The organism is Candidatus Methylomirabilota bacterium (genome assembly GCA_035709005.1).
Classification (GTDB): Bacteria; Methylomirabilota; Methylomirabilia; order Rokubacteriales; family CSP1-6; genus 40CM-4-69-5.
The window spans coordinates 41,322-63,597 of sequence record DASTFB010000083.1 but is presented as its reverse complement, the minus strand read 5'-3'; the positions used below and the strand labels follow the sequence as shown (position 1 = coordinate 63,597).

24 protein-coding genes are annotated in these 22,276 nt (G+C 70.4%); 7 read left to right on the top strand and 17 right to left on the bottom strand.

Translation table 11 applies throughout. From position 1 onward, the window contains the following. Position 1: 1 nt before the first annotated feature. The 5 genes from VFR64_14370 to VFR64_14350 form a co-directional block, all read right to left on the bottom strand. Positions 2–745, bottom strand: coding sequence for a ChbG/HpnK family deacetylase (locus VFR64_14370; protein HET9490923.1), 744 nt, complete (start codon positions 743–745; stop codon positions 2–4). Beyond that, positions 730–1,437, bottom strand: a complete 708-nt coding sequence (locus VFR64_14365; protein ID HET9490922.1) for a HemK2/MTQ2 family protein methyltransferase — start codon at positions 1,435–1,437, stop codon at positions 730–732. The genes VFR64_14370 and VFR64_14365 overlap by 16 nt, the downstream gene beginning before the upstream one ends. Beyond that, complete coding sequence (locus VFR64_14360) at positions 1,434–1,745, bottom strand: hypothetical protein (protein ID HET9490921.1); 312 nt, start codon at positions 1,743–1,745, stop codon at positions 1,434–1,436. Before VFR64_14360 ends, VFR64_14365 begins: the two co-directional genes overlap by 4 nt. A gap of 261 nt (positions 1,746–2,006) precedes the next feature. Then, a complete protein-coding gene (locus VFR64_14355; protein ID HET9490920.1) occupies positions 2,007–2,492 on the bottom strand; it encodes a hypothetical protein in 486 nt (161 codons plus the stop codon). 17 nt (positions 2,493–2,509) lie between these two features. Continuing rightward, positions 2,510–5,092, bottom strand: a complete 2,583-nt coding sequence (locus VFR64_14350) for a DEAD/DEAH box helicase (protein HET9490919.1) — start codon at positions 5,090–5,092, stop codon at positions 2,510–2,512. 47 nt (positions 5,093–5,139) lie between these two features. On the opposite strand from VFR64_14350, the gene VFR64_14345 reads away from it, so the two are divergent. After that, entirely contained in the window at positions 5,140–5,676 is a 537-nt protein-coding gene (locus tag VFR64_14345) for a YciI family protein (GenBank protein ID HET9490918.1), read from the top strand. 3 nt (positions 5,677–5,679) lie between these two features. Here the strand turns inward: VFR64_14345 and VFR64_14340 are convergent, their stop codons facing one another. Then, positions 5,680–6,726, bottom strand: coding sequence for a C-terminal binding protein (locus VFR64_14340; GenBank protein HET9490917.1), 1,047 nt, complete (start codon positions 6,724–6,726; stop codon positions 5,680–5,682). A 26-nt stretch (positions 6,727–6,752) separates the two neighbouring features. Next, entirely contained in the window at positions 6,753–7,919 is a 1,167-nt protein-coding gene (locus tag VFR64_14335) for a dihydrodipicolinate synthase family protein (protein HET9490916.1), read from the bottom strand. 445 nt (positions 7,920–8,364) lie between these two features. Between VFR64_14335 and VFR64_14330 the strand changes: the two genes are divergently transcribed. Next, complete coding sequence (locus VFR64_14330; GenBank protein ID HET9490915.1) at positions 8,365–8,550, top strand: hypothetical protein; 186 nt, start codon at positions 8,365–8,367, stop codon at positions 8,548–8,550. 44 nt (positions 8,551–8,594) lie between these two features. Here VFR64_14330 and VFR64_14325 read toward each other — a convergent pair whose 3' ends face one another. After that, the gene (locus VFR64_14325) at positions 8,595–8,738 is read right to left on the bottom strand and encodes a hypothetical protein (GenBank protein ID HET9490914.1); all 144 of its coding nucleotides are present in this window, start codon (positions 8,736–8,738) and stop codon (positions 8,595–8,597) included. A gap of 233 nt (positions 8,739–8,971) precedes the next feature. Here VFR64_14325 and VFR64_14320 point away from each other — a divergent pair, with 233 nt between their 5' ends. After that, positions 8,972–9,385, top strand: a complete 414-nt coding sequence (locus VFR64_14320; protein HET9490913.1) for a hypothetical protein — start codon at positions 8,972–8,974, stop codon at positions 9,383–9,385. Here VFR64_14320 and prsR read toward each other — a convergent pair. The 8 genes from prsR to VFR64_14280 all read right to left on the bottom strand — a co-directional run bounded on the left by prsR (position 9,382) and on the right by VFR64_14280 (position 16,552). Continuing rightward, positions 9,382–10,782 carry a PEP-CTERM-box response regulator transcription factor gene (prsR, locus tag VFR64_14315; protein HET9490912.1) on the bottom strand — a complete coding sequence of 467 codons (1,401 nt, stop codon included), beginning with the start codon at positions 10,780–10,782 and terminating at the stop codon, positions 9,382–9,384. The genes VFR64_14320 and prsR overlap by 4 nt on opposite strands. After that, positions 10,769–11,899 carry an ATP-binding protein gene (locus VFR64_14310; GenBank protein ID HET9490911.1) on the bottom strand — a complete coding sequence of 377 codons (1,131 nt, stop codon included), beginning with the start codon at positions 11,897–11,899 and terminating at the stop codon, positions 10,769–10,771. Before VFR64_14310 ends, prsR begins: the two co-directional genes overlap by 14 nt. 211 nt (positions 11,900–12,110) lie before the next feature. Further along, the gene (locus tag VFR64_14305; protein HET9490910.1) at positions 12,111–12,287 is read right to left on the bottom strand and encodes a hypothetical protein; all 177 of its coding nucleotides are present in this window, start codon (positions 12,285–12,287) and stop codon (positions 12,111–12,113) included. A gap of 8 nt (positions 12,288–12,295) precedes the next feature. Continuing rightward, a complete protein-coding gene (locus VFR64_14300) occupies positions 12,296–13,204 on the bottom strand; it encodes a glycosyltransferase family 9 protein (GenBank protein ID HET9490909.1) in 909 nt (302 codons plus the stop codon). A gap of 32 nt (positions 13,205–13,236) precedes the next feature. Next, positions 13,237–14,322 carry a uroporphyrinogen decarboxylase family protein gene (locus VFR64_14295; GenBank protein HET9490908.1) on the bottom strand — a complete coding sequence of 362 codons (1,086 nt, stop codon included), beginning with the start codon at positions 14,320–14,322 and terminating at the stop codon, positions 13,237–13,239. Further along, positions 14,319–15,353 (bottom strand): LLM class flavin-dependent oxidoreductase, encoded by a 1,035-nt coding sequence (locus VFR64_14290; GenBank protein ID HET9490907.1) that lies wholly within the window; start codon positions 15,351–15,353, stop codon positions 14,319–14,321. Before VFR64_14290 ends, VFR64_14295 begins: the two co-directional genes overlap by 4 nt. Before the next feature lie 12 nt (positions 15,354–15,365). After that, entirely contained in the window at positions 15,366–16,148 is a 783-nt protein-coding gene (locus VFR64_14285) for an inositol monophosphatase family protein (protein ID HET9490906.1), read from the bottom strand. After that, complete coding sequence (locus VFR64_14280) at positions 16,148–16,552, bottom strand: carboxymuconolactone decarboxylase family protein (protein ID HET9490905.1); 405 nt, start codon at positions 16,550–16,552, stop codon at positions 16,148–16,150. Before VFR64_14280 ends, VFR64_14285 begins: the two co-directional genes overlap by 1 nt. Before the next feature lie 93 nt (positions 16,553–16,645). On the opposite strand from VFR64_14280, the gene VFR64_14275 reads away from it, so the two are divergent. Further along, a complete protein-coding gene (locus VFR64_14275; protein ID HET9490904.1) occupies positions 16,646–18,016 on the top strand; it encodes a phosphomannomutase/phosphoglucomutase in 1,371 nt (456 codons plus the stop codon). Positions 18,017–18,175: 159 nt separating this feature from the next. Here VFR64_14275 and VFR64_14270 read toward each other — a convergent pair whose 3' ends face one another. Then, complete coding sequence (locus tag VFR64_14270; GenBank protein HET9490903.1) at positions 18,176–18,910, bottom strand: HAD-IA family hydrolase; 735 nt, start codon at positions 18,908–18,910, stop codon at positions 18,176–18,178. 8 nt (positions 18,911–18,918) lie between these two features. On the opposite strand from VFR64_14270, the gene VFR64_14265 reads away from it, so the two are divergent. The 3 genes from VFR64_14265 to VFR64_14255 are packed head-to-tail and all read left to right on the top strand — an operon-like array spanning position 18,919 to position 22,268. Beyond that, complete coding sequence (locus VFR64_14265; GenBank protein ID HET9490902.1) at positions 18,919–20,925, top strand: CopD family protein; 2,007 nt, start codon at positions 18,919–18,921, stop codon at positions 20,923–20,925. Beyond that, entirely contained in the window at positions 20,925–21,290 is a 366-nt protein-coding gene (locus VFR64_14260; protein HET9490901.1) for a copper-binding protein, read from the top strand. The genes VFR64_14265 and VFR64_14260 overlap by 1 nt, the downstream gene beginning before the upstream one ends. Before the next feature lie 39 nt (positions 21,291–21,329). Next, on the top strand, positions 21,330–22,268 hold the full coding sequence (locus VFR64_14255) for a cytochrome D1 domain-containing protein (GenBank protein HET9490900.1): 939 nt from the start codon (positions 21,330–21,332) through the stop codon (positions 22,266–22,268). Positions 22,269–22,276 lie beyond the last annotated feature (8 nt).

The following is a 22,276-nucleotide window of genomic DNA, read 5'->3' as shown; positions in this document are numbered from 1 at the left end:
ATCAGAGGTCGCCGAAGTGGCAGAGGCGGATACCGAGGCTCGCCACGGCCGCCCGGCCGGCCGCGCTCCCCAGGCCGACCAGCTCCGTCTCGCGCTGGCGCCCGTACCGGCTGCCGGCAAGGCCCTCGTCGCAGTGGCCGGGATGCGTCATGAACTCGGAGACACCGCCGGGCACCTCCTTCAAGACCTGGCGCAGGCGCGCCGGCGACCAGTAGGCCGCAGGCCCCGATTCGCCGAAGAAGTGATCGGGGGTCTTGAGCCGAGCCGCGCGGGCGCGCGCCCGGACCAGCTCCGTCTGGCTGCGCACGGCGACGCCCAGCCGGCGGGCCACTCGCAGCACGACGTCATCGACGGGCGGGAAGAGCCCGACGTGATGGTGGGTGTCCAGGTGCGTGGGCGGGCGGCGGGCAAGAGCAATGAAGCGCTCGACCTGCGCCTCGATCTCGCTCTCGACGTCCTTGACGTCCGCCCGGGCCGCCGCCCGGCGCGGATCACGCACGAAGCGGCCGTCGCCGTCGACCAGGGAGCGGGCGCGGGTGAGCGGCTTGCCGAGCGTGAGGTTGAGGTGGATGCCCAGCCCCAGGCCGGAATCGAGCGCGGCGGACAGCTGGCCGCGGTCGATGTCCGCCGTCATGAGGATTGTGGTGCTGGTCACGATGCCGTGGCGAGCGGCGAGGAGGATCCCGGCGCTCACCCCCGGTGTCATCCCGAAGTCGTCGGCGTTGACGATCAGCCGGCGGAGCATGGCAGGGTGCCCTGGAGGATCAGACGCTCAACGGTCACGGGCACACCGGCTGGCAGTGTCCCTTCGCCATCGACGCTGCGGATGTGATCGAGGCGCTCATACCCCAGGCGCGGGAACGCCTGCGTCTCCACCGCCACCACCATCGGCACGAATCCCGCGCGCTCGAGCCGGGCGAACGCGCTCTTGCGTCCCAGGAAGCCGAAGATGGAGAAGACGAGCCGGCCACCGGGCCGCAGATGGGCGCCGGCGCCCTCGATGACGCGGTCGAGGATGTCCCAGCCGTCGAACCCGCCGTTGTCGGCAGCCGCCGCGGCGTCGCGCCGTTCACGGCCAGGCGGTGTCGGCATCTGGGGCGCATTGGTGCAGATCAGGTCGAAGCGCTCGCCGACGACCGGCCCGTAACCGTCGCCCTGGCGCGCGTCGACGCTCACCCCGTTGATCGCCGCATTGGCCCGGATGGCGTCGACGGCCTCGGGGAGGATGTCGGTGGCGACCACGTGGGCGCCGGCGCGGGCCGCCAGCACCGCGGCCAGCCCGAGTCCGGCGCCGATCTCCAGCATGCGCTCACCCCGCTGGACGGCGAGGTGACGGCAGAAGAACAGCGAGCCCGCTTTGGGCGCCTGCACCCGATCGGGCACTCGGAACAGGCACTCCCGCCAAAGGAACAAGAGCCGCCCTGCGTCGTCCGTCACTTGCCGAGCACCTTCCGGAAGTACAGGCGCAACGACTCCTTGAGCTGGGCCCGGGCCCCGGCTGAGGTCTTCGCCTCTTCCAGCTCCTCGAGGTCCAGCGGCAACGGCACCCCCTGTCGTTTGATGCCGTCGAGCTCGGCGGAGAGCCCGCAGCGCTCGTCGGATTCGGTGAACACGATGCGCGCGCGCGCGAACGTCCCGTCCTCGCGCGCCAGCTGCCCGACGGTCTCGACCAGCACGCGCTTGATGTGCTCTTGCTCGCCGACGGGGACCGTGGAGAAAGCCGCGGTCAGGCTAATGTCCGCCATCGGCCCACACCTTCAAGATGTCGGCGTGGGCGCGGGCCGCGTTGGCCCGGATGGCGAAGCTGATGGCCTCTCGCAGTTCGGCCTCGCTGGCTCCGGCTGCCCTGGCGCCCGCCAGGTCGCGTTTCGCTCAGTGGGTGTTCCCCACGGCCAGGTTGGCCGCCAGATAACAGAGCGCCGCGGTCTTGGCGTCGAGCGCCCCCTTGCTGTACCTCCAGCTCGCGATGACTTTCTCTTCCAGCTCCGGCATGGGCAAGCTCCTCGCTACTCACGGGGCAGGTACTGCGTGATGTCGACCACCCGGTCGTCGGTAAAGTAGAATCGCCAGCCCAGCGGGTAGGTCCAGGCCTCCTGGGCGCGGGCCTTGACGCTCGGCCAGTATTGACGGGCCAGCTTCTCCATCTCGGCGGGATCGGTGGTCGTGGTCTCCGGCCGGCCCAGCAGAATCACGATCTGCTCCTTGGTCATGCCGACCGTCGCCCGCCGGTAGAAGCGGAACGTCGAGACCTCCAGGCTGTTGGCGGTCTCGGGGTGCGTGCGCAGGTACTGCGCGATGTCCTCGTCGATCTGATTCTGCCAGTGCCGGCGTTCGTCGAAGTCCGGCTCGCGACCGTTGGCCTCGATCATCCGGAGCAACCAGAAGTGCTCGGCCGTGGGTCCCTGGCTCGTCCGCTGCTCGAGGGGCTTGCCGGTGGCGCATGCGGCCAGCGCCAGCGGGAGGGCAACGAGAACCCAGAGGCGCACCGTCACGAGGAGAGCATAGCAGATCAGATCAGGGCGGACTCGAGGACGATATCGCGGTCGATCATCCGGGCGGCCTGCAGCAGCAGCCGCCCCGTGGCCGGCGGAACCTCGGCATTCTCGCCGAGCTGGCGCAGCACATCGATGAGCCGGCGCATGGCGCGGACCAGGTCGCCCTCGTGCCCGCCGAAGGCGTCCTGCACGATGGCCTGCCAGTCGGCCTCGCCCGAGGCCCAGCGATAGACGGCGGCCATGAAGCCGGGGTGCACGCTCACCGGCATGCCGAGCCGGCGGTGTCGCTGGGCCTCGGCCACGGTCTCGGCCACGGCGGCGATCTGATCCAGCCGGCGCCGCAGCTTCGGTCGGGCCCGGAGGAAGGCACGGGCCAGCGCCGGCTCGCCGGAGCGCGCCTCCTCGGAGAGCGTCGAGCAGAGCGCGGCCGCCTCCGGCAGCGTGACATCGGCCAGGAGCCCGCGGGAGATCACCTCGGCCACCAGCAGCTCATTGTCGTGCCGGAGCCCGGCGATCAATCGGCCCCTGGCCTCGAGCCGCCCCTCGCGCAACGCGCCGAACTGCTCCAGGACCTCCACCACCCTCAGAAACTCGTGCCAGTAGGCGCCGCGCAAGGACTCGAGCGCCTGACGACGCTGGGCGAGCCGCTCGCCGACCCGCTCCACCTCGCGCCAGGCCTGATCGCACCGGGGCGTGGAGCCCCAGGGGCAGCGGTGACACTCCACGCTGCCGAGCGCCGCCTCCGGCCGCTGGGCCCGCTCACGCTCGAGCAGCTCATGAGCATCGAGCTCGCTCAGCTGCGCGCTCAGGTGGCGGAGGCCGCGGGGGTCGCGGCCACGATCGCGGGGCAACGTCAGCGCGGGGGTCGACCAGAGGATCTGCTTGATGGCGCCGGCTTTGAGCCGGACCACGGCGCCGTGGGGCAGGAGCGCCTCCACCAGCGCTCGATGTCCGCGCATCGAATGGACACCGAGAATGAGGGCGAGGCTGGGGCCGCCCCGGCGCTTGACGATGGCCAGGCGCCCCGGCTCGGCTTCGATCGCGCTACGCTCGCCCCGCCCGCGGCCGCTCGCACGGCGCCGGGCCTCCACTTCCTGACGCAGCCGCCGGTAGCGCCCGATCCGCTCGAAGTCTCCGCAGGGCGCAGCGAAGGCCCGGGCCTCGTTGGCCATGGCCTCCAGACGCTGCACCTCGTCCTCCATCGCACGCATGCGCTTGAGGTTCTGGTACTGCCCGAAGGACGCTTCCACCCGCCGGCGCAGGACCTCCGGAGGCGCGCCGGTGGCGATGAGCATGGCGACCGAGCCGTACCCCAGCTTGAACTGGCTCTCGATCGGCTCCGGCGAGCCGTCCACGACCCGCACCACGTCCTCGACGCCGTCGCGGGCATCCAGCGCGATCACGCACTTGCCCTCGGTGTCGATCCCCCGTCGGCCGGCCCGGCCGGCCATCTGGGTCAGCTCGTTGTGCGACAAGGACCGAAAGCCCCGCTCCGTCCGCTTGGTCAGGCTCTGGAGCACGACGGAGCGCGCGGGCATGTGGATGCCCAGGCTCATGGTCTCGGTGGCGAACACCACCTTGCAGAGGCCGCGCTCGAACAACCGCTCGGTCAGGCGCTTGACGCTGGGCAGAATCCCCGCGTGGTGCACGCCGACCCCCAGGCCGAGGGCCCGGAAGATCGTCTGGTTGAGCTCGGAATCCCCCATGCCCGGACTCTCGTGCAGGGCCTCGCCGATGACGACGTCGACCTCGCCCCGCTGATCGCGGGTGAGCAGCCCGCGGCCTTCCGTAAGGACGTCGGCCATCGCCCGCTCGCACCCGGCGCGACTGAAGATGAAGTAGATGACGGGCAGCCACCCCCGGGCTTCCAGCTCCTCGATGAGGACGGTGGGATCGACCACTCGCCGCGTGAACCACCGGCCCCGTTCGTCGGGACCGGAGCGCTCGTCGCCCACGATCCGCACCTGGCCTTTGCGGACCTTGTCGAAGTCGTGGATCTCGCCGGCCAGGTCGGCCAGCGCGTAGGACAGGGGCACCGGCCGGTGGGGATGGTAGACGGGGACGATGGGGCGGTGCACCAGAGCGATCCAGTCGGCGATCTCCCGCACGTTGGCGACGGTGGCCGACAGCGCCACCAGACCGACGTCGGCAGGGGCGTTGACGATGATCTCCTCCCAGACCGTCCCCCGGCCCTCGTCGCCCATGTAGTGGCACTCGTCGAGGACGACCCACCCGAGGCCGGCCAGCCCGCCGGTATAGAACATGTTGCGCAGGATCTCGGTCGTCATGACGAGCACCGGCGCCTGCGGGTTCACCTTGACGTCGCCGGTCAGGATGCCGACCCGGTCCTCGCCGTACGCCCGGGAGAAGTCCGCGAACTTCTGGTTGGACAGCGCCTTCAGCGGCGTCGTATAGGCGATTCGCCGGCCCTGGGCCAGGGCCAGCGTGATGGCGAACTCGGCCACCAGCGTCTTGCCCGCCCCGGTGGGCGCCGCCACGACGACCGACGAGCCGGCGCCGATAGCCTGGCAGGCCTCCACCTGAAAGTCATCGAGGGGGAACGGATAGCGGGCGCGGAACTCGGCGAGAACGTCCATCGCCGTTCACCTTATCATGCGATCATCGCACCGAGGAGGACGCCCGCGTGATCGTCGTGCACGTCGCCATCACCACCGCCGAGCACTACACGGACAAACGCGAGCCCCACCGCCGCGCGCACATCGAGCGGCTGGCCGCGCTGCGCGAAGGCGGCGTCGTCATCGGCGGGGGGCCGGCGCCGGACGGGCGCAGCGCCGACCTCGTCTACCGGATCGGGCGGCCCGATCAGCTCGCCACGCTCATCGAAGACGATCCCTACTGGGCGGGCGGCGCCTGGGTCCGCTATACGCCGCGGAGCTTCGCCCAGTTCATCGAGCCCTGGGAGCTTCCCCCGATCGTGCTCGACGGCTCGCGGTCGGCCACCATCATCGAAGGCCGCACGGCCGAGCACGACATGGCCCAGTTCGCCCTGATCGAGCTGCGGGGCGCCGGACGCCTGGCTTTCGGGGGATTCTTCGCGGGCGGTGACACGTTCGCGCTCTGCCGCGCGGGCGACGCGGCCACGGTCATCGAGTGGTTCACCGGCGCGGGCTTCTGGGCGCCGGACAGTCTCCGCGCGCGCCCCCTCCTGCACGTGCTGTAGCGGCTACGCTCCTGGGCCCCGCTCCATGGAGTGGGGTTGCCAGCGGCGGAGCCCGCCGCGCTCCAGCACGGAGGGGTTCACGCAGCTCCGCGGCCATCGGCCGGTCAGGACCAGGGCGATCTCCTCGCCGACCCGGCGCTTGCGCACGGGATCGAACCGGACCGAGGCCGAGGCCACGTGCGGAGTGAGGATGACATTCTCCATCTTCAACAGCGGATTGGTCGGGGCGACCGGCTCCTGCTCGAGCACGTCCAGGCCGGCGGCGGCGATCCAACCCTCCTGCAGGGCGCGGATGAGCGCGGCTTCGTCCACGGTCGGGCCGCGCCCGGTGTTGATGAAGATCGCCTCCGGCTTCATCGCCCGGAAGTGGTGCTCGGTCAGCAGGTGGTGGGCTTCGGACGTCGATGGCGCGTGCATCGACACGATGTCGGAGCGCTGCAGCAGCTCGGTCAGACCCACCGGCTCCACGCCGTAGCGGGGCATGACCAGTTCCTCCACGTAGGGATCGTAGGCCAGCATGTGCAACCCGAAGGCTCTGGCCCTGACGGCCACCGCCCGGGCGACGTGCCCGAACGCGACGAAGCCCAGCGTCTGCCCCATCAGCCGGGGCCACTGGGACAGCAACGGGCGGCCTTCGGCCCACCGCCCGTCCCGGACGAACCGGTCCATGGTGGTGAGCCGCCGATAGGTGGCCAGCAGCAACATCATGGTGTGGTCGGCGACTTCCTCGATGAACGTGTCGGGGACGTTGGTGACCGGGATCCCCCGCGCGGTGGCGGCAGCGACGTCGACGGAGTCGACCCCGACGCTGCCCAGCGCGATGACCCGGCACCGCTCCAGCCCGTCGATGATCTTCTCGGTGATGCGGCGGCCCTTGGCGTAGAGCGCATCGGCATCGCGGGCGGCCCGCACGAACTCCTCGTCGCTGCCGGGGGCGATCTCCACGATCTCCGCATCGAGCGGGGCAAGGGCTTCCATCTCCAGCTTGTAGCCGACACCCGGCACCGAGAAGCTGGCGCCGACAGGCGTGACGATCTTGAACTTGGCCACGCGGCCCTCCCGGCCGGCGCCCGCGCTCAGCTGATCCCAGCCAGGGCCAGGACGTGACGCATCCGGGCCGCGGCCAGGTCGGGATCGCGGAGCAGGCCTGCCTGGTCCATCAGGATGAACTGCTGGCTCAGGTGGACGATCGAGCGGGCACTCTCGAGACCGCCGACCATCCGGAAATGCGTCTGGTGCCCGTTGAGGTAGGCGGCGAACACCACGCCGGTCTTGTAGAAGCGCGTCGGCGAGCCGAACACGTGGCGGGACAGCGGCACCGTGGGCGCCAGCAGCTCGTCGAAACGGCGGCGGTGTCCGGCATCCAGCGCGTGCAGGGCGGCCGCGGCGATGGGGGCGATGACGTCGAAGATCCCCAGCAGGGCATCGCTGTGACCCTGCTCGTCGCCCGCGATGGTCGTCGGGTAGTCGAAGTCGTCTCCCGTGTACATCCGCACGCCGCGGGGGAGCCGGCGACGCATGGCGATCTCCCGCCGCTGATCCAGCAGCGACACCTTGATCCCGTCGACCCGGTTGGCGTGCTCGCTGACCAGGGCGAGCAACGTCGTGGCGGCCTGATCGAGATCGTGAGACCCCCAGTAGCCGGCGAGCGCGGGGTCGAACATGTCGCCGAGCCAGTGGATGATCACGGGTTGCTTCACCTGGGACAGGATGCGGCTGTAGACCTTCACGTAGTCGTCCGGCCCCTTGGCGCAGGCAGCCAGGGCCCGGCTCGCCATCAGGATGATGCGCCCGCCCACCGACTCGATGAACGCGCACGAGTCTTCGTAGGCCGTCTCCACGTCCGCGGTGGTGACGCGCGGCGTGGCCGGCACGTCGTCGGTGCCCGCGCCCGAGAAGACGACGGCGCCCGGGGTGGTCCGGGCATCGGCCACCGTGCGCCGGATGAGCTCCCGGGCGGCGGCCCAGGGCAGGCCCATGCCCCGCTGCGCCGTATCCATCGCCTCGGCGACCGCCAGCCCCAGCGACCAGAGGTAGCGGCGATAGGCCAACGTCGCCTCCCAATCGAGGACGGCGTCCTCCGTGGGGTCGCCGGGCGCGAGCGGGTCGGCGACAACGTGCACGGCGGCGAAGGCCACCCGGCTGGTGAGCGGCTCCCTCGGGGGCGTCACCGTGGGCGTTCCCATGAGGGTGTAGGGGCCCAGCGTCCTGTCGGGGCGTGGCAGTCGCAGCGTGGCTGGCATGAGCCCGATCCTCCGGGTGGAAGTGTACCTCGCCGGACCGCTGTCCCGAAACTGACAGTCATGCCAGCGCGCGCGGCGGAATGGCAACGCCGGGCACCGCCCACGCGCAGGCGCACGACTTTGCTCACCGCAGCTCTGGCGTGTTTCTTGATTTCCGCTCCCGGCGTGCCGACGCGGACCCGCCCTTCCCCGCTGTGGCCGGCTCTCCTGCGCCGCCGCGGAGCTCATCATCGACAACGCGCCCGCAGGTCTTCGGGATACGACCGGGGGCCGGTCCTTCAGCGGGCGCTGGTGCGCCTCGTCGGCCCCGGGCCCATTCGGTGGCGGCTCACTCGCCAGCTGCGGCTTCTTCCGAGACACCTACCGCTGGACGCCCCGCATCCCGGCCCGCGGCGCCTATGACGTGTACGTGTGGTGGACGTCGAGCACGAGGCGCTCGCGACGCGTGCCGGTCACCGTCACCCACGCCGGAGGCAGCACGACCCGGACCTTCGATCAGCGGACCGGAGGCGGTCGGTGGCAGCTTCACGGTCGCTACACCTTCGAGGTGGGAACGACTGGCAGCGTGAGCGTCAGCGACGGCAACGGTCAGGCTGCGGCGGATGCGGTCCGCTTCGTGCGAGTCCCTTAGCTGGTGTAGAAGTCTGCGACAGCCCCTGGGATAGGGGTCGTCCCTCAGGACGGCGTGCTCCGCGGAGGTTCCTCGTCCCACAGGATCACGCGCGAGCATTCGGCCCCCGTGGCGTATCCCTTCGCGAAGGCGACCGGTCCCCACGCGAGCAGGAACAGCGCCACGACTATCCCGAGCGCTCGTCTCATCGTCATCCCCACCGGAATGGCGAAGCCGTGGCAATCGGTGTGCCAGCGCGGCGCGCTTCGCTAAGTTGCTGAAACCGTGAAAGGTCAGTCCGAGCGCCGCGACGGAACTGTCAAATCCAACGAACTGCCGGCAGGAGGATGAAGTGACGGCGGTCCCGCGGGATCACGACCGCTACGAAATTTTACGTTTGCTTCGCGGTATAAAGAGATGTGGCCGTCAACCAGGTCAGCCCGTGAAGGCGTACTGCGCGTGGTGTCGTGAGGAGGGTCGGACCGGGAATCTCGGCGAGCGCGAGCCGTTCGAGGATCCCGGGGAAACCCACGGTGTGTGCGATCGCCATCAGCAGCAATTGCTGTCCACGTTGCCCTCCACGTCGTTCCCGGGCATCCAGCTCCTGGTCATCATCGCCTCCGGAGAGCCGACCCTCTACGCATTCCTGCAGGGCCGGCTGGCCAGCGTCAAAGGGGTCGGGGTAATGATGGAGCGCCGCCGCGGCGATCGCCGCCAGCAGGCGAGCGACGCGTCGTACGAACGGCGTCGGCGTGATCGGCGAGTCCGTCGCGGCCAGACGTCGGCGCTCGGCTACACCCTGGTGAGATTCGGCAAGTCACCGGCCGATTCGCCGGCGGCTGCCCCGATCGACTAGGCGCCGGCCGCGCCCTCGTGCCGGCGCGGGGCGACGCCGCCGCGCCGCTCCCGGATCCGATGCTTCCGGAGCAGCGCGTAGAGCGTCGGCCGGCTGATCTTGAGCTCCTCGGCCACGCGGCTGAGGTTGCCGTCGTGGCGGGCCAGCGCTTGGGCGATCATCTCGGCCTCCAGCCGGTCGCGGGCCTCGCGGAGCGACAGCGTTCGCGAGGCCTGCGTGCCGTCCCAGGGCAGATCGAGGTCGTCGGGGGTAATGAAGGCGCCGTCCGCCATGGCCACGGCGCGGCGGATCTTGTTGGAAAGCTCGCGGACATTTCCCGGCCAGGGATAGGTCTCGATCGCGCGGATGGCCTCCTTGGTGAAGCCTCGCAGACGCTTGTGCATCTGCTCGCAGAGGCGCTTGAAGAAGATCTGCGCGATCAAGACGGGGTCCTCGCCCCGCTCCCGCAAGGGCGGCAAGGCGATCGTCACCACGCTCAGGCGATAGAACAGATCCTCGCGGAAGGTCCCGGCTTCCAGGGCCCGCCGCAGATCGACGTTGGTGGCGGCGACGACCCGCGCGTCCACCTCGATGGTCTGGCGGCCGCCGACCCGCTCGATGGTCCGATCCTGCAGGAAGCGCAACAGTTTCACCTGCAAGGCCAGCGACATCTCACCGACCTCGTCCAGGAACAACGTGCCACGCTGCGCGTACTCGAGCTTGCCCTTGCGGGCGTGCACGGCGCCGGTGAAGGCGCCCTTCTCGTAGCCGAACAGCTCGGCCTCCAGCAAGGTTTCGGGAATGGCGCCGCAGTTGATGGGGATGAACGGGCCGTCCTTGCGGGCGCTGCGCTCGTGAATGGCCTTGGCGGTGAGCTCTTTGCCCGTTCCGCTCTCGCCCACCAGGAGCACGGGCACGTCGGTCGTGGACACTTTCCGGATGGAGCTGAAGATCTGGCGGATGGCCGGGCTGGTGCCGATCATCTCCTCGTCCGGGGTGTCGGCGTCCTGGCGCGCCATGGCCAGCTCGTGCTCGGCCTCGGCCACCCAGGAGGTGCGATGCATCACCAGCTTGAGCGCTTCCAGGTCGAAGGGCTTGGTCAGGACGTCCCGCACGCCGACGCTCAGCGCGCGGAGGACGTGATGCCGCTGTCCGTGGCCGGTGCCCACGATCACCCGCCGGATGGTCGGCTCCCCCCGCAGTTCCTCCAGGAACCGGAAGCCTTCCTCGGGACTGTCGGGTGTCGGCGGCAGCCCGAGGTCGAGCAGGATGACGTGCGGCTCCTCGCGACGGACCAGGGTCACGGCCGTGGTCCGGTCGGCGGCCGTCATCACCTCGAACTCGTCCCCGAGCGCGACGGTGAGCTGCCGGCTCGTCAGTGGATCGTCTTCGACAATCAACACCCTAGGCCGTTGCATGGGATTCCTTTTCTGGCGCCGCGAGCCACGTCCGCCGCCCCGGCTCCACCACACCGGGCAGCACGATCGTCACGCGCGCGCCGGGTCCCTCTTCGCGGTTCGCCACCTTCAGCGTGCCGCCGTGAGACTCGACGATGGACTTCGCCTGGTACAGCCCGAGCCCCAGCCCTTCGGGCTTGGTCGAACGGAAGGGGCGGAACAGGTCGTTGCGCAAGTAGGTGGCGGCGAGTCCGGGCCCGTCGTCCTCGACCACCAGGGTCACCCGGCCGGTGGGGGCATCGCCGGCGGCCCGTACCGTGACGTGGCCTTCCGGCGCCACCGCGTCGAGCGCGTTCACCAGGACGTTGAACACCACGCGCAGGATCTCGTCGGGGTCCACGTCGCTGAGGAGTGGTTGATCGAATCCCTCGAGCGCGACCTCGCTCGGGGTCTCGCGACCCGGGCTGCCCAGCAGCGCGAGGGCATGATGCACCAGGTCCCGGACGTCGGTGAGCTGCCGGCGCAGACCAGGGTGCGCGGGCTCGACCGCGAGCCCGCCCAGAACGTGCCGCATCCGACCGCCGAGCGTGCCGAGCAACCGCAAGGCCTCCTCCACGAACGCGGGCTCGTCACGGTGGCGCTGCAGGTTCTTCACGGTGACGCCGAGCAGATGATTCAGGTGGCGGAGATCGTGGACGACGCCGGTGGCCTTCCGGGCGAACCCCTTGAGCGCCTGGTTCTCCTCGAGCTCGGCGAGCAGCCGTCGCTCCAGCACACGCTGACGCCGGAGATCGCGCAGCACGTACATCGTCGCCGGCGTCTCGCTGATGTCGGCGCGTCCCACCGAGACGGAAACCTCTCGATGCTCCCCCGACTTCTCTCGCAGCAGGCAGTGGTAACGCTGTAGCTGCCCGGGCTCGATGCCGCGCGCGCGCGCGATGGCCTCGAGCTGCTCACCGGTGATCAGCAGTCCGAGCGGCATCTCGCTGAGCTCGTCCGCCGTCCAGCCGGTCATGCGCGTGACGGCGGTGTTGCTCCAGCAGATGCGTTGGCGATCATCCGTGAGCAACACGCCGTCGGGCAGGTGCATCAGTGTGGCGGTCGCGTCATTCCGTGGACGCCCCTCGTCTGCCCTCATCGATTCGATCACGCGCCTCGGCAATGCGCTCCCCTATCGAACTGTTAAAGAACTTTCTCTCGAACGTAATTACGCTGTGGGTTGCATGGTGTCAAGAGGGGAAACCGCATCGTAACGATCGAATACGACGATCACACTATGCGTGGATGAAAAGTGATCACGATCTCATCTCACTTCGCCGTCGCGCCGTCGTCGCACGACGCGCGAGATGTCAAAATCGACGGTGCAGCGACCTCGCCACGACGACGAACACGATGGTGACGGCGATTACAAGCCAGGTGGATCCTCTGGGCAGGCGCAGCGCCTCGACCACACCGACGCCGACGGCGCCGGCGACGATCGCCACGCCAGCCAGGAGGTGCGCCGTGGGGCCGCGTCGCTTCCCCATCGCGGATCTCAGACGAGCCGCGCCGCCAGCCGGCGCGCTACGGCGACGACATCGGCCTTCGCCGCCGATCCGGCCTCGACGAGCACGACGTCGGCGGACGCCGACCACGGGCGCCAGGCGATGCGCTGCTCCCCGAACAGGATCACCGAAGGCCGGCCGACCGTGGCGGCCAGGTGGCTGACCCCGGAGTCATTCCCCACGTAGGCGGTGGCCTGAGCCAGGGCGCCGGCCAGGTCCACCAGAGGCAAGCCTCTCAGCACCCCGGCCTGACCGGCCAAACCCGTGTCGACCCGGGCGACCGCGTCGGCATCAGCCGGTCCCTCGTGCAGGACGACGCTCACGTCTGCGCGCGCGCACAGCGGGGCCAGCACCTCGACGAACGCGTCGGCGGCCCAGCGTTTGTCGCGGCTGCCCGCGCCGGGGTGAGCGATCACGAGCCGCCTGTCCGGCCGCCACCCCGCTCCGATCAGGGCCTGGCCCCCGGCCCGGCGCGCCGCCGGGGAGAGATCACAGGGAGCGAGTGACACCTCCAGCCCGGCGTGCAGACTGGCCAGCACGTGCTGCCAGACCGGGAGCGTGCCGTCCCCGGTCGGGGAAGCCACGACCGCCGTCGGCGCCAGGGCCCGAAGCCGACGCGTGAAGACGGGATCACGGGCGCCGAACCAGCACACGATCCGGCTCGCCCGCCGGACCGCCGTGACCTCGGGCAGCGTGTCGTCCTCGACGAACAGCGATTGCAGCCCGAGGCCCTCGAAGGCCAGCACGTCGTCGACGGCGCCCAGCGCGGCCAACAGGCTTCCCACGGCCGGCTGGGCGGCCAGCACCAGTGGCTGGTCCGGGACCGCGGCCTTCAGGGCTCGGAGGGCGGGAACGGCCAGCAGGACATCGCCCACAGGGCCCGGGTGGATCGCCAGCACGCTCGCTCCCGCGGCCTGCGCGCGGGCGCAGGTCACCGCGCGCTGTCGGCGCCGAAGATCCGCTCGTACCGACCGTAGTCCCGAGCGCAGTCCATGAACCAGCGGACACAGTCGGGGTTGGCCCGGGGCGGCAGCTCGCAGGAGGTGGACAGGACGAATCGCGACCGCCGGCCGACGGTGTCGATGCAGCGGCGGACCTCGGCCTCGATCTCCTGCCGGGTGGCGCGCTCGAAAATCGTCACATCCACGTTGCCGATGGCCACCACGTTGCGCTGGTTCCCCAGGGTCACCAGCTTGTCGAGCTGGTCCACCTTGAGCGCCGGGTCGGCCTGCTGGTCGAGGTCGATGGTGATGGCCACGAACCCCACGTCCATCAGGTCCTCGTGGATCTGGTGGGTGGTGCCGCAGATGTGGACGGTCGTGCCGGCCTTCCTGGCCTTGAAGTGCTCCACCAGCTCCTGGTGGTAGGGCTTGATGAACTCCCGATAGGTGTCGGGGCCCACGAGCGAGCAGGATGCCGTGGGGTCGGTGTAGCTGAGCCCGATCTTCGTCGCGAGCACCGCCTCGCCGAACCGCTTGGCGTATTCGGTGGCGAAGCGCATGAGCTCGTGGACGAAGGGAGGATCGTCGATGGTATCCAGGCACATCAGCTCGGGGTTCCGCATCAGCATGGCGATCGTCCACGGCCCCACCAGGACGGCCCCCAGCGCGCTGGGCAGGCGGGCCGCCGACAGCGCCGCGCACTGCTCGAGAAACGCGGGCAGCCGACCGTCCCGCGACGGGTCGGGAATCTCCAGGCGGGCCAGCCGGCCCTTGTCGTCCTGCAGTACGTGCTGGTCGATGGAGGGCACCACATAGTCGGAGTACTTCACGTGGCAGCCGATCGCTTCGGCCTCCTTGGCCAGGTCGTTGAAGGCGATCATGATGTCGGGCTCGTACCGCTCGTAGTAGTTCAGCATCGCCCGCACGGCCTTGGTGGGATTGGTGCAGTATTCCTCGATGCTGAGCCCGTCGAGGCAGCCGGCGAACGACCCGGCGATCGGATACGCCGGCACCCGGTCGGCGTAGGCCCCCTTGTAGGCGGCCACGACCCGGTCGCGTCCCGTCACGCCGCTCACGCCGAGCCCATGCGCTGGATCCGGGCACCGGTGGGGGCTTCGACGAGCGGCCGGAAGGCGTCGAGCGCCAGCGAGATCTCGTCCGGCGTCAGGTTCGGCGGCAACAAGAGGATCGGCAGGGCGGCGCCGGCGGCATACCAGCGGGCGACGCGGGTGCGAGCCTGTTCCGGGGTGCCGAAGATCGTCAGCTCCTCGAGCAGGATCTCGGCCTCCGGGGGAACGAGCCCCCGATTGCGCGGAGTATTCGCGGCCAGCACCGCCTGCACTTCCTTGCCGAAGCCCTGGCGGGCCAGCGACTGCCGGTAGAGGGGCCCCATGGTGGTGAGGTAGAAGGCGACGAACCAGGCCGCGCCTTCGCGTGCTCGGGCCGGGTCCTCGGCCACGACGGTCGGCACGGACGGACAGATGAGCGGAAGCTCCCCGCTGGCGCCGCTCCGCGCTCGACCCTCGGCCAGCAGAGCCCGCCCCGCGGCGAGCTGGCTGCACGGATAGAGGAAGGGCAGCCAGCCGTCGGCCAGCTCTCCGACGAGCCGGATGGACTCGTCGGCCAGCGCCGCCAGGTAGATCGGCACCTGCGGCGTCGGCGGCAGGTTGAGCTTGAGCGCGCGAGCGCCCCCGGCGGCCAGCGGGATGCGTTCCCCGCGCAGCAGCGCGCGCACCTGGGTCAACGTCCGCCGGAGACGGACAGCCGGTGTCTGGAAGGGTACGTCGTGCAGCCCTTCGGCGAGCTGGGCCGTGCTGGCGCCGAGCCCGAGCACGAAGCGACCGCCCGACAGCGATGCCAGGGTCGCGGCCATCATGGCCAGCGTGCCCGCGCTCCGGCCCCAGATGCTGACGATGCCCGTAGCCAGCGCGATGTGCCGGGTCTTCACGGCAGCCTCGGCCAACACCACGGTGACGTCGAGCGCCCACGTCTCGGGCAGGGAGAACGCCTCGTAGCCGAGGCGGTCGGCCTCCACCGCCGCGGCGACGAGCGCCTCGCGACGGTTGTCGAGCGGCATGATCGACACCCCGAGGCCTCGGCCCGTCATGGCAATCGGACCCTAACAGACGCCCCGGGAGGGTTCAAGGCCGTGGAGCACGGCGAGGGCCGCTTCGTGCAGTCGACCGTTGGTTGCCAGCGCGGTACCCGTGTAGATGGTGGCCCGGCCGTCGAAGTCCGTGAACCGACCTCCCGCCTCCTCGACCAGGATCCGGCACGCGGCCAGGTCCCAGGGCTTGAGGTCGGCCTCCAGGTAGATCTCCGCCTTACCCTCGGCCACGAGGGTGTAGCCGTAATAGTCGCCGAACCCCCGCTGGCGCGCCGTGGCGCCGACCAGCTTGACGAAGCCATCCCAGTGGCCGCCGCGCCGGATCAGGTCGAGACCGGCATGGATGAGATGCGCTTCGGCCAGGTCGGCCCGCGGCGACACCGTCAGGGGGACGCCGTTGAGCTGAGCGCCGTGGCCACGCCGGGCGGTGTAGAGCTCGCCGGTGACCGGGTTGTGAATCACGCCGACAGTGAGCTCCCCCGCCTCCTCCAGAGCGATCAGCGTCGCCCAGAACGGGATCCGGCGGATGAAATTCTGCGTCCCATCGATGGGATCGACGATCCAGCGGCGTTCGGACGGTCCCCGCGTGCCGAGCTCCTCGCCGACGAAGCCGTAGCCGGGAAGAACTCTCCCGAGGATCTCGACGATGGCCTGCTCCGCCTCGCGGTCGGCCTGGGTCACCGGCGTGCGGTCGGCCTTGAGGGTCACCGCGACGCCGGCCCGATAGTACTTCAGCGCGATCTCGCCGGCAGCCCGGGCCGCCTCCACCGCGGCCTCCAGGGCGCGCGCGGACATCAGGGCTCGTCGGCCGGGAACGGCTCGCCGCGAGCGCGCAGGACCTCGGCGTAGACCTCGAGGGCCTCCACGACCACCGGCATGCCGCCGTAGGTGACCTGCTGGAAGATCGTCTCGGCCACTTCCTGCCGCGTGGCGCCCACGTTGAGGGCGGCATGGATGTGGGCGCTCAGCTCGCGCGGGCGGTCCAGCACGGTGAGCGAGGCCACCGCGCAGAGCTCGCGCTGCTTCTGGGACAGCACCTCGCGGCTGTAGAGCTTGCCCAGGAAGAACATGGACAGCTCACGGGCCAGGCCGCGGTCGAACTTCCGCCACGTCTCGTAGCCCACGCCACCGCTGATGGAGTGGAAGAGGAGACGCGCGGTTTGTCGGGTACGCTCGCGGAGCTCGGTGTCGTCGGTCATGGCAACCTCGAGAATCGATCGCGGGTGACCGTGGTACCCTCCAGGGGTGATCGCGCAACCGGCTCACCTTAGCCCAGGAGCGCCGGCCACACAATGCTGAACCCGCACATCTTCCGCGCCTACGACGTCCGCGGCCGCGTGGGCACCGACATCAATCCCGAAGTCTTCCGCAGCGTCGGTCGGGCCTACGCCACGCTGTTGCGCCGGCGGAACGGCCGGACCATCGCCGTCGGCCAGGACAACCGGCTGTCCTCAGCGGACCTCAAGCGGGCCTTCGTCGACGGCGTGCGCTCCGCCGGCGTCGATGTCGTGGACGTGGGACTCGTGACCACTCCCATCCTCTATTTCGCCACGGCGCACTGGCGTCTCGACGGGGGCGCCACCATCACGGGCAGCCACAACCCCATCGAGTACAACGGCGTGAAGATGGTGTGGGCCGGCGCCGCGCCGCTCACCGAAGAGGAAATCCAGAGCCTCCGCCGCCTCATCCTCGACGAGGACTACGCCACGGGCAGCGGCACCCTGACCGCACGCGATCCCCGGGAAGATTACTTCGCGACCGTCGAGCGCCTGGTGACGATCACGCGTCCGCTCACCGTCGTGGCCGACGCCGGCAACGGCGTGGCCGGCCTCCACGGCCCCGCGCTCCTCCGCCGCCTCGGCTGCGAGGTGATCGAGCTGCATTGCGAGTCGGATGGCCGCTTTCCCAATCACCTGCCCGATCCCGAGGACCCCGAGAACGTCGTGGACCTGCAGGCCAAAGTGCTGGAGGTCCACGCCGACGCGGGGGTGGCCTGGGACGGTGACGCCGACCGGGTCGGCGTCGTGGATGAGCGCGGCCGTCGTCACGAGGCCGACCTCGTGCTCGTCCTGCTGGCCCGCGATCTGCTGACCCGCCACCCCGGCGCGAAGGTCGTCTTCGACGTCAAGTCCTCCCAGTTGCTGGTCGACGAGATCAAGCGGCACGGCGGGGTGCCCGTCATGTGGAAGACCGGGCACTCGCATCTCAAACGCAAGATGCGGGACGATGGCATCCTCCTGGGCGGCGAGGTCAGCGGCCATATGTTCTTCGCCGAGGACTACTACGGAGTGGACGACGGACTTCTGGCCGCCGGCAAGGTGCTGGCGATCGCCGCCCGGGCCGAGGAGCCGCTGTCGCGGCTGTTCGACTCGGTGCCCCATCTGCACGCGACGCCGGAGCTGAAGGCGCTGTGCCCCGACAGCGAGAAGTTCCGCGTGATCGACGAGCTGGCTCGAGACCTCCGTCAGCGCTACGAGACCATCGACATCGACGGCGCCCGCGTGCTGTTTCCCGGCGGCGGCTGGGGCCTCGTCCGCGCCTCCAATACCAATCCCTACCTCACCCTCCGCTTCGAGGCGGGCACCGAGCGCGAGATCCAGCAGATGAAGCGCGTCCTCTACGACGCCCTTCGCCGCTACCCGTTCGTCACGCTGCCGGAGTGACTTCACGCTTCGACATGAACTTGGAGGGGGCACGAGGCGCGCCCCCTCCAAACCTCGGCATGAACCTGGAAGGGGCGAGGCTGCCCCCTCCAGACCTCCCCATTTCGCGTGAGGTGCAACGCAGTGGGAGCGGTGGAACCGGCCCTGAACAGTCCTGCTTTATGGCCCTGCTTGCTCGAGAATCCGGTAGACGGCGGTCAGTACATCGGGGGCGGTGGGGCAGTCGCGAGGGCCCCAGCAGGCGCCGGGGTCCAGCAGCAGGGCGCCCAGGCCGGCCCCGCGGGCGCCGAGCACGTCGACGGAGTAAAGGTCGCCGACGTAGATCGCCTGCCCGGGGCCGAGCCCAGCGCGCTCCAGCGCCAGCCTGAAGATCCGTGGGTCAGGCTTTTCGACGCCGACCTCCGAGGAATCCAGAACGAAGTCCAGGTAGGCCCCGAGTCCGAGCGAGTCCAGGATCATGCGGACCGAGCCGTTCGAGTTGGAGATGACGGCAGCGCTCAGGCCTGCCGCCCGAACCCGCCGTAACGCCTTCTCGGCGTGGGGCTGCGCCGTGTTCCACAAGCCCACCGGAGGGTTGTAGGCCCGGCGCCACGCCGCCATCGCGTCGAGCACGGTCGGGTCGCCGACGCCGAGCTCCTCGAGCAGGAGCCGAGAGTAGAGGTCGCTGGTGCCGGCGGATTCGGTCGACGGTCGGCCCATCCGGGGCGGGCCGAGCGCGGCATCCAGCCGCACCCGCGCCCGCCACTCGGCCCGCTGCACGTCCGTCGCGCGGCACTGGACGCCGCAGGCGCAGGCGCACAAGCGCTCGGCGATCACGTCGTAGTCCATCCGCAGCAGCGTGTTGCCGGCGTCGAAGAACACGGCCCGAAGGGCGCCGCCGCCACGCGAGGCCATCGCGGTCGATGGTAAGGTACGGGTTCGTGGACCTCAACGCTGCGGCGACGATCGCAATCCGCTGGCTCCACCTGCTGTCCTCGGTGCTCGTCGTGGGCGCGCTCAGCGCCCCGCTCATTGCCGGGCGCGCGCCGCGTCCGACGGCAACGGTCTGGGAGGAGCGCACGCTCGCCAACGCGCGACGGTTGCTGCTCCTGGCGCTGGCTACCGGCCTCGGCATGCTCGGATATCAGACGGCCCTGCTGGAAGGACGCATGTCGGCGGCGCTGGAGCTGGGCGCGGTCGGTCGCGTCCTCCTGCAAACTCAGGGTGGCCATGTCTGGCTTGCCCGCCACGGTCTGCTCCTGCTGCTCGGCGCCTTCCTCGTGCTGCGCTGCGACACCAGTCGACGCGTCGACTGGCTCGCCGCCCGCGGGCAGGCCGCATTCCTGGGCCTGGCGGCCCTGGCGCTCCTGGGCGCCTCCGGGCACGCCGCCGCCGTCGACCCGGGGACGGCGCGCGCGATCGCCGTGGACGGGCTGCACCTGATCGCCGCGGGGCTCTGGGCGGGCTCGCTCTTGCCCCTCGCCGCGCTGATGGCTGCGGCGAGCGCGGAGGACGGCGCCGACGCGCGGCCGCACGCCGTCCTGGCCGCGCGGCGCTTCTCGCGGCTGGCCCTGGTCGCCGTTCTGGGCCTGCTACTCTCGGGCGTGTGGAACACCGCGACCCACGTGGGCAGCGTGGCCGGCCTCCTGGGCACCGCCTACGGTCGCCTGCTCCTCGCCAAGCTGGCCCTGGTAGCGCCGATCCTGGCGCTGGCGGGGCTGAACCGTCGCCGACTGCTACCGGCGCTGGCCGGCGAGGCGAGGTCCGTCGGTCGTCCCGCCTTGCGGCGGCTGGCCCGCAGCATGACGATCGAGGCGGCGTTCGCCCTGGTCCTCATCGGCATCGTCGCCGCGCTGACCACGACCCCGCCGGCCCGTCACGTCGAGGCCACGTGGCCGTTCGCCTTCCGTCTCACGCTCACGGCGCTGGACGGCTCGCCCGACCTGCGCCTGCGTGCGCTGATCGGATCGCAGCTCACCGTGCTCGGGCTGTCGGCGCTGCTGGCCGCGCTGCTCCTCCGCACGGCCCGCCGGACGACGGCCGCCGCCGCGGTCGGCTTCGGCGGGGCCGGACTCGCCTTGCTGCTGCCAGCGCTCACCGTGGATGCGTACCCAACCACGTATCGCCGGCCCACGGTGCCCTATCAGGCCGCCTCCATCGCCCAGGGGGCCGCGCTCTACCGCGCCCACTGCGTCGCGTGCCACGGCGCGACGGGTGCCGGCGACGGGCCGGCCGGCCAAGGGCTGCCTCGCCGGCCCGCCGACCTGCGCGCCCCGCATACCAGCCAGCACACGGCTGGCGATCTGTTCTGGTGGCTCACCCACGGCATTGCTCGCGGCGGGATGCCGGGCTTCGGCGAGCGGCTCACCGTCGACCAGCGCTGGGACCTGGTGAATTTCGTCAGGGCGCTCGGGGCACGTGCGGCCGCCCGCTCGCTGGGGCCCGAGGTGGAGCGCGGGCGGCCGTGGCTCGTGGCGCCCGACTTCGCGTTCTCGGTGGGGCCGATCCCGGCGCAGTGGCTTCGCGATTTTCGCGGCCGCCGTATCGTCCTCCTGGTCCTCTACACCCTGCCCGAGTCCCGCCCCCGGCTGGCCCAGCTCGCCCAGAACTATCAGTTGCTCGCGCTGCTGGGCGTGGAACCGATCGCCGTGCCGCGCGATGCCGCGCCCGACGCCATCCGCCAACTGGCCTCCCGGCCCCCTATCCTCTTCCCGATCGTCACCGAGGGCGCTGAGGCCATCGTGGATGCCTATAGCCTGCTCGCCGACGGCCCGCACGCCGAGTTCCTCATCGACCGATCCGGCTACCTGCGGGCTCGCTGGGCGGCCGAGGGACCGCCCCCGGACGATCTGAACTCGCTCCTGGCCCAGGTCCAGCAACTCAACGAAGAGCCGGCCGGCGCGCCGGCGCCGGACGAGCACGTGCACTGATGCGGCCCTGGAAGGTGGTGCTCTTGCTCAACCTGTCCCTCCTGCTGGGGGTGGGCGGGGGCTATCTCTGGTGGGGTCGGCAAGCTCAGCGTCTCGCCGAGGAGCTGGCGCGGACGCGGGACACGCGGGCCGCCGCCGAGCAGGAGTGGACGGTGCGCGGCGTCGTGCGCGCCCTCTTGCCGGAGGCCGGGCTCATCGTGATCAGCCACGAGGAGATCGCCGGGTACATGACGCCGATGACCATGGGCTTCCGCGTGGCGTCTCCCGAGATTTACGACGGCGTCCAGGTCGGCGACGAGGTACGATTCACCTTACGGGGCGCCGCCCCCAATGTGCTCGTCGTGGCCCTGGAGCGCGCCCCCTGAGGAGGCCCCCTGAGCACGTGGATCGCGTCGACGTTATGGGTGCTGGTCAGCGTCCTGGCGGCGTCGCCGGCAGGCGCCGCGACGCTGTTCGTCACCAACACGAGGTCGGACTCCATCTCGATCATCGACACGGACACCTTCGAGGTGATCGGCGCCATTCCTCTCGGCCGGGGCAAGCCCAACCGGATCGCGTTCCATCCGGAGGGACGGATCGCCTGGGTCGTCTACGACAAGAGCCGGGACCTCGGAATCGTCGACGCCGAGGCCCGCAAGCTCGTCAAACGGGTGAAAATCGGCGGCAATCCCTACAACCTGGCCTTCACGCCGGACGGCCGGTATCTCTACGTGCTGGACTGGGCCAGCGAGACGAGCAACGACGAGGTGATCATCTACGACCTGAAAGCCGAGCGCATCGAGGCCCGGATCGAAGTCTCGACCTGGCCGGCGCACGGTGTCTTCAGCCGTGACGGCCGCGTGTTCTACGTCTCCGGCGAGACGGCCGGTGACGTCACCATGATCGACACCGCCACCCGGGGCGTCACCGGGCGCATCGTGCACGGGGGCGGCGACGCCATGGGACTGGCCCTGTCCACGAACGGAAAGCTGCTGTATGCGGCCGCCGGGGAAAACAAGGTCATCCTCAAGATCGACACCGCGACCAATCGGATCGTCGGCGAGATTCCGCTGCCGGGAGTCGTGCACGAGGCCACCCTCACCCTGGACGGCCGCTTCCTCTACACGACTCTGCGCAAGACCAACCGGGTCGTCGTCGTGCGGACCACCGACGACAAGGTGGTGGCCACCGTCCCCCAGCGGGGCTACCCGGATCTCGTCGTGATGGAGCCGAGCGGTCGCTACGCGCTGGTGACCAACCGCACCGCAGATCAGGTCGCCGTGATCGACCTCGCCACCCACAAGGAGGTGCGCACGATCCCGGTGGGCCGGGCCCCCCACGGGATGGCGCTGCGGCCGCGCTGAGCCGTCGC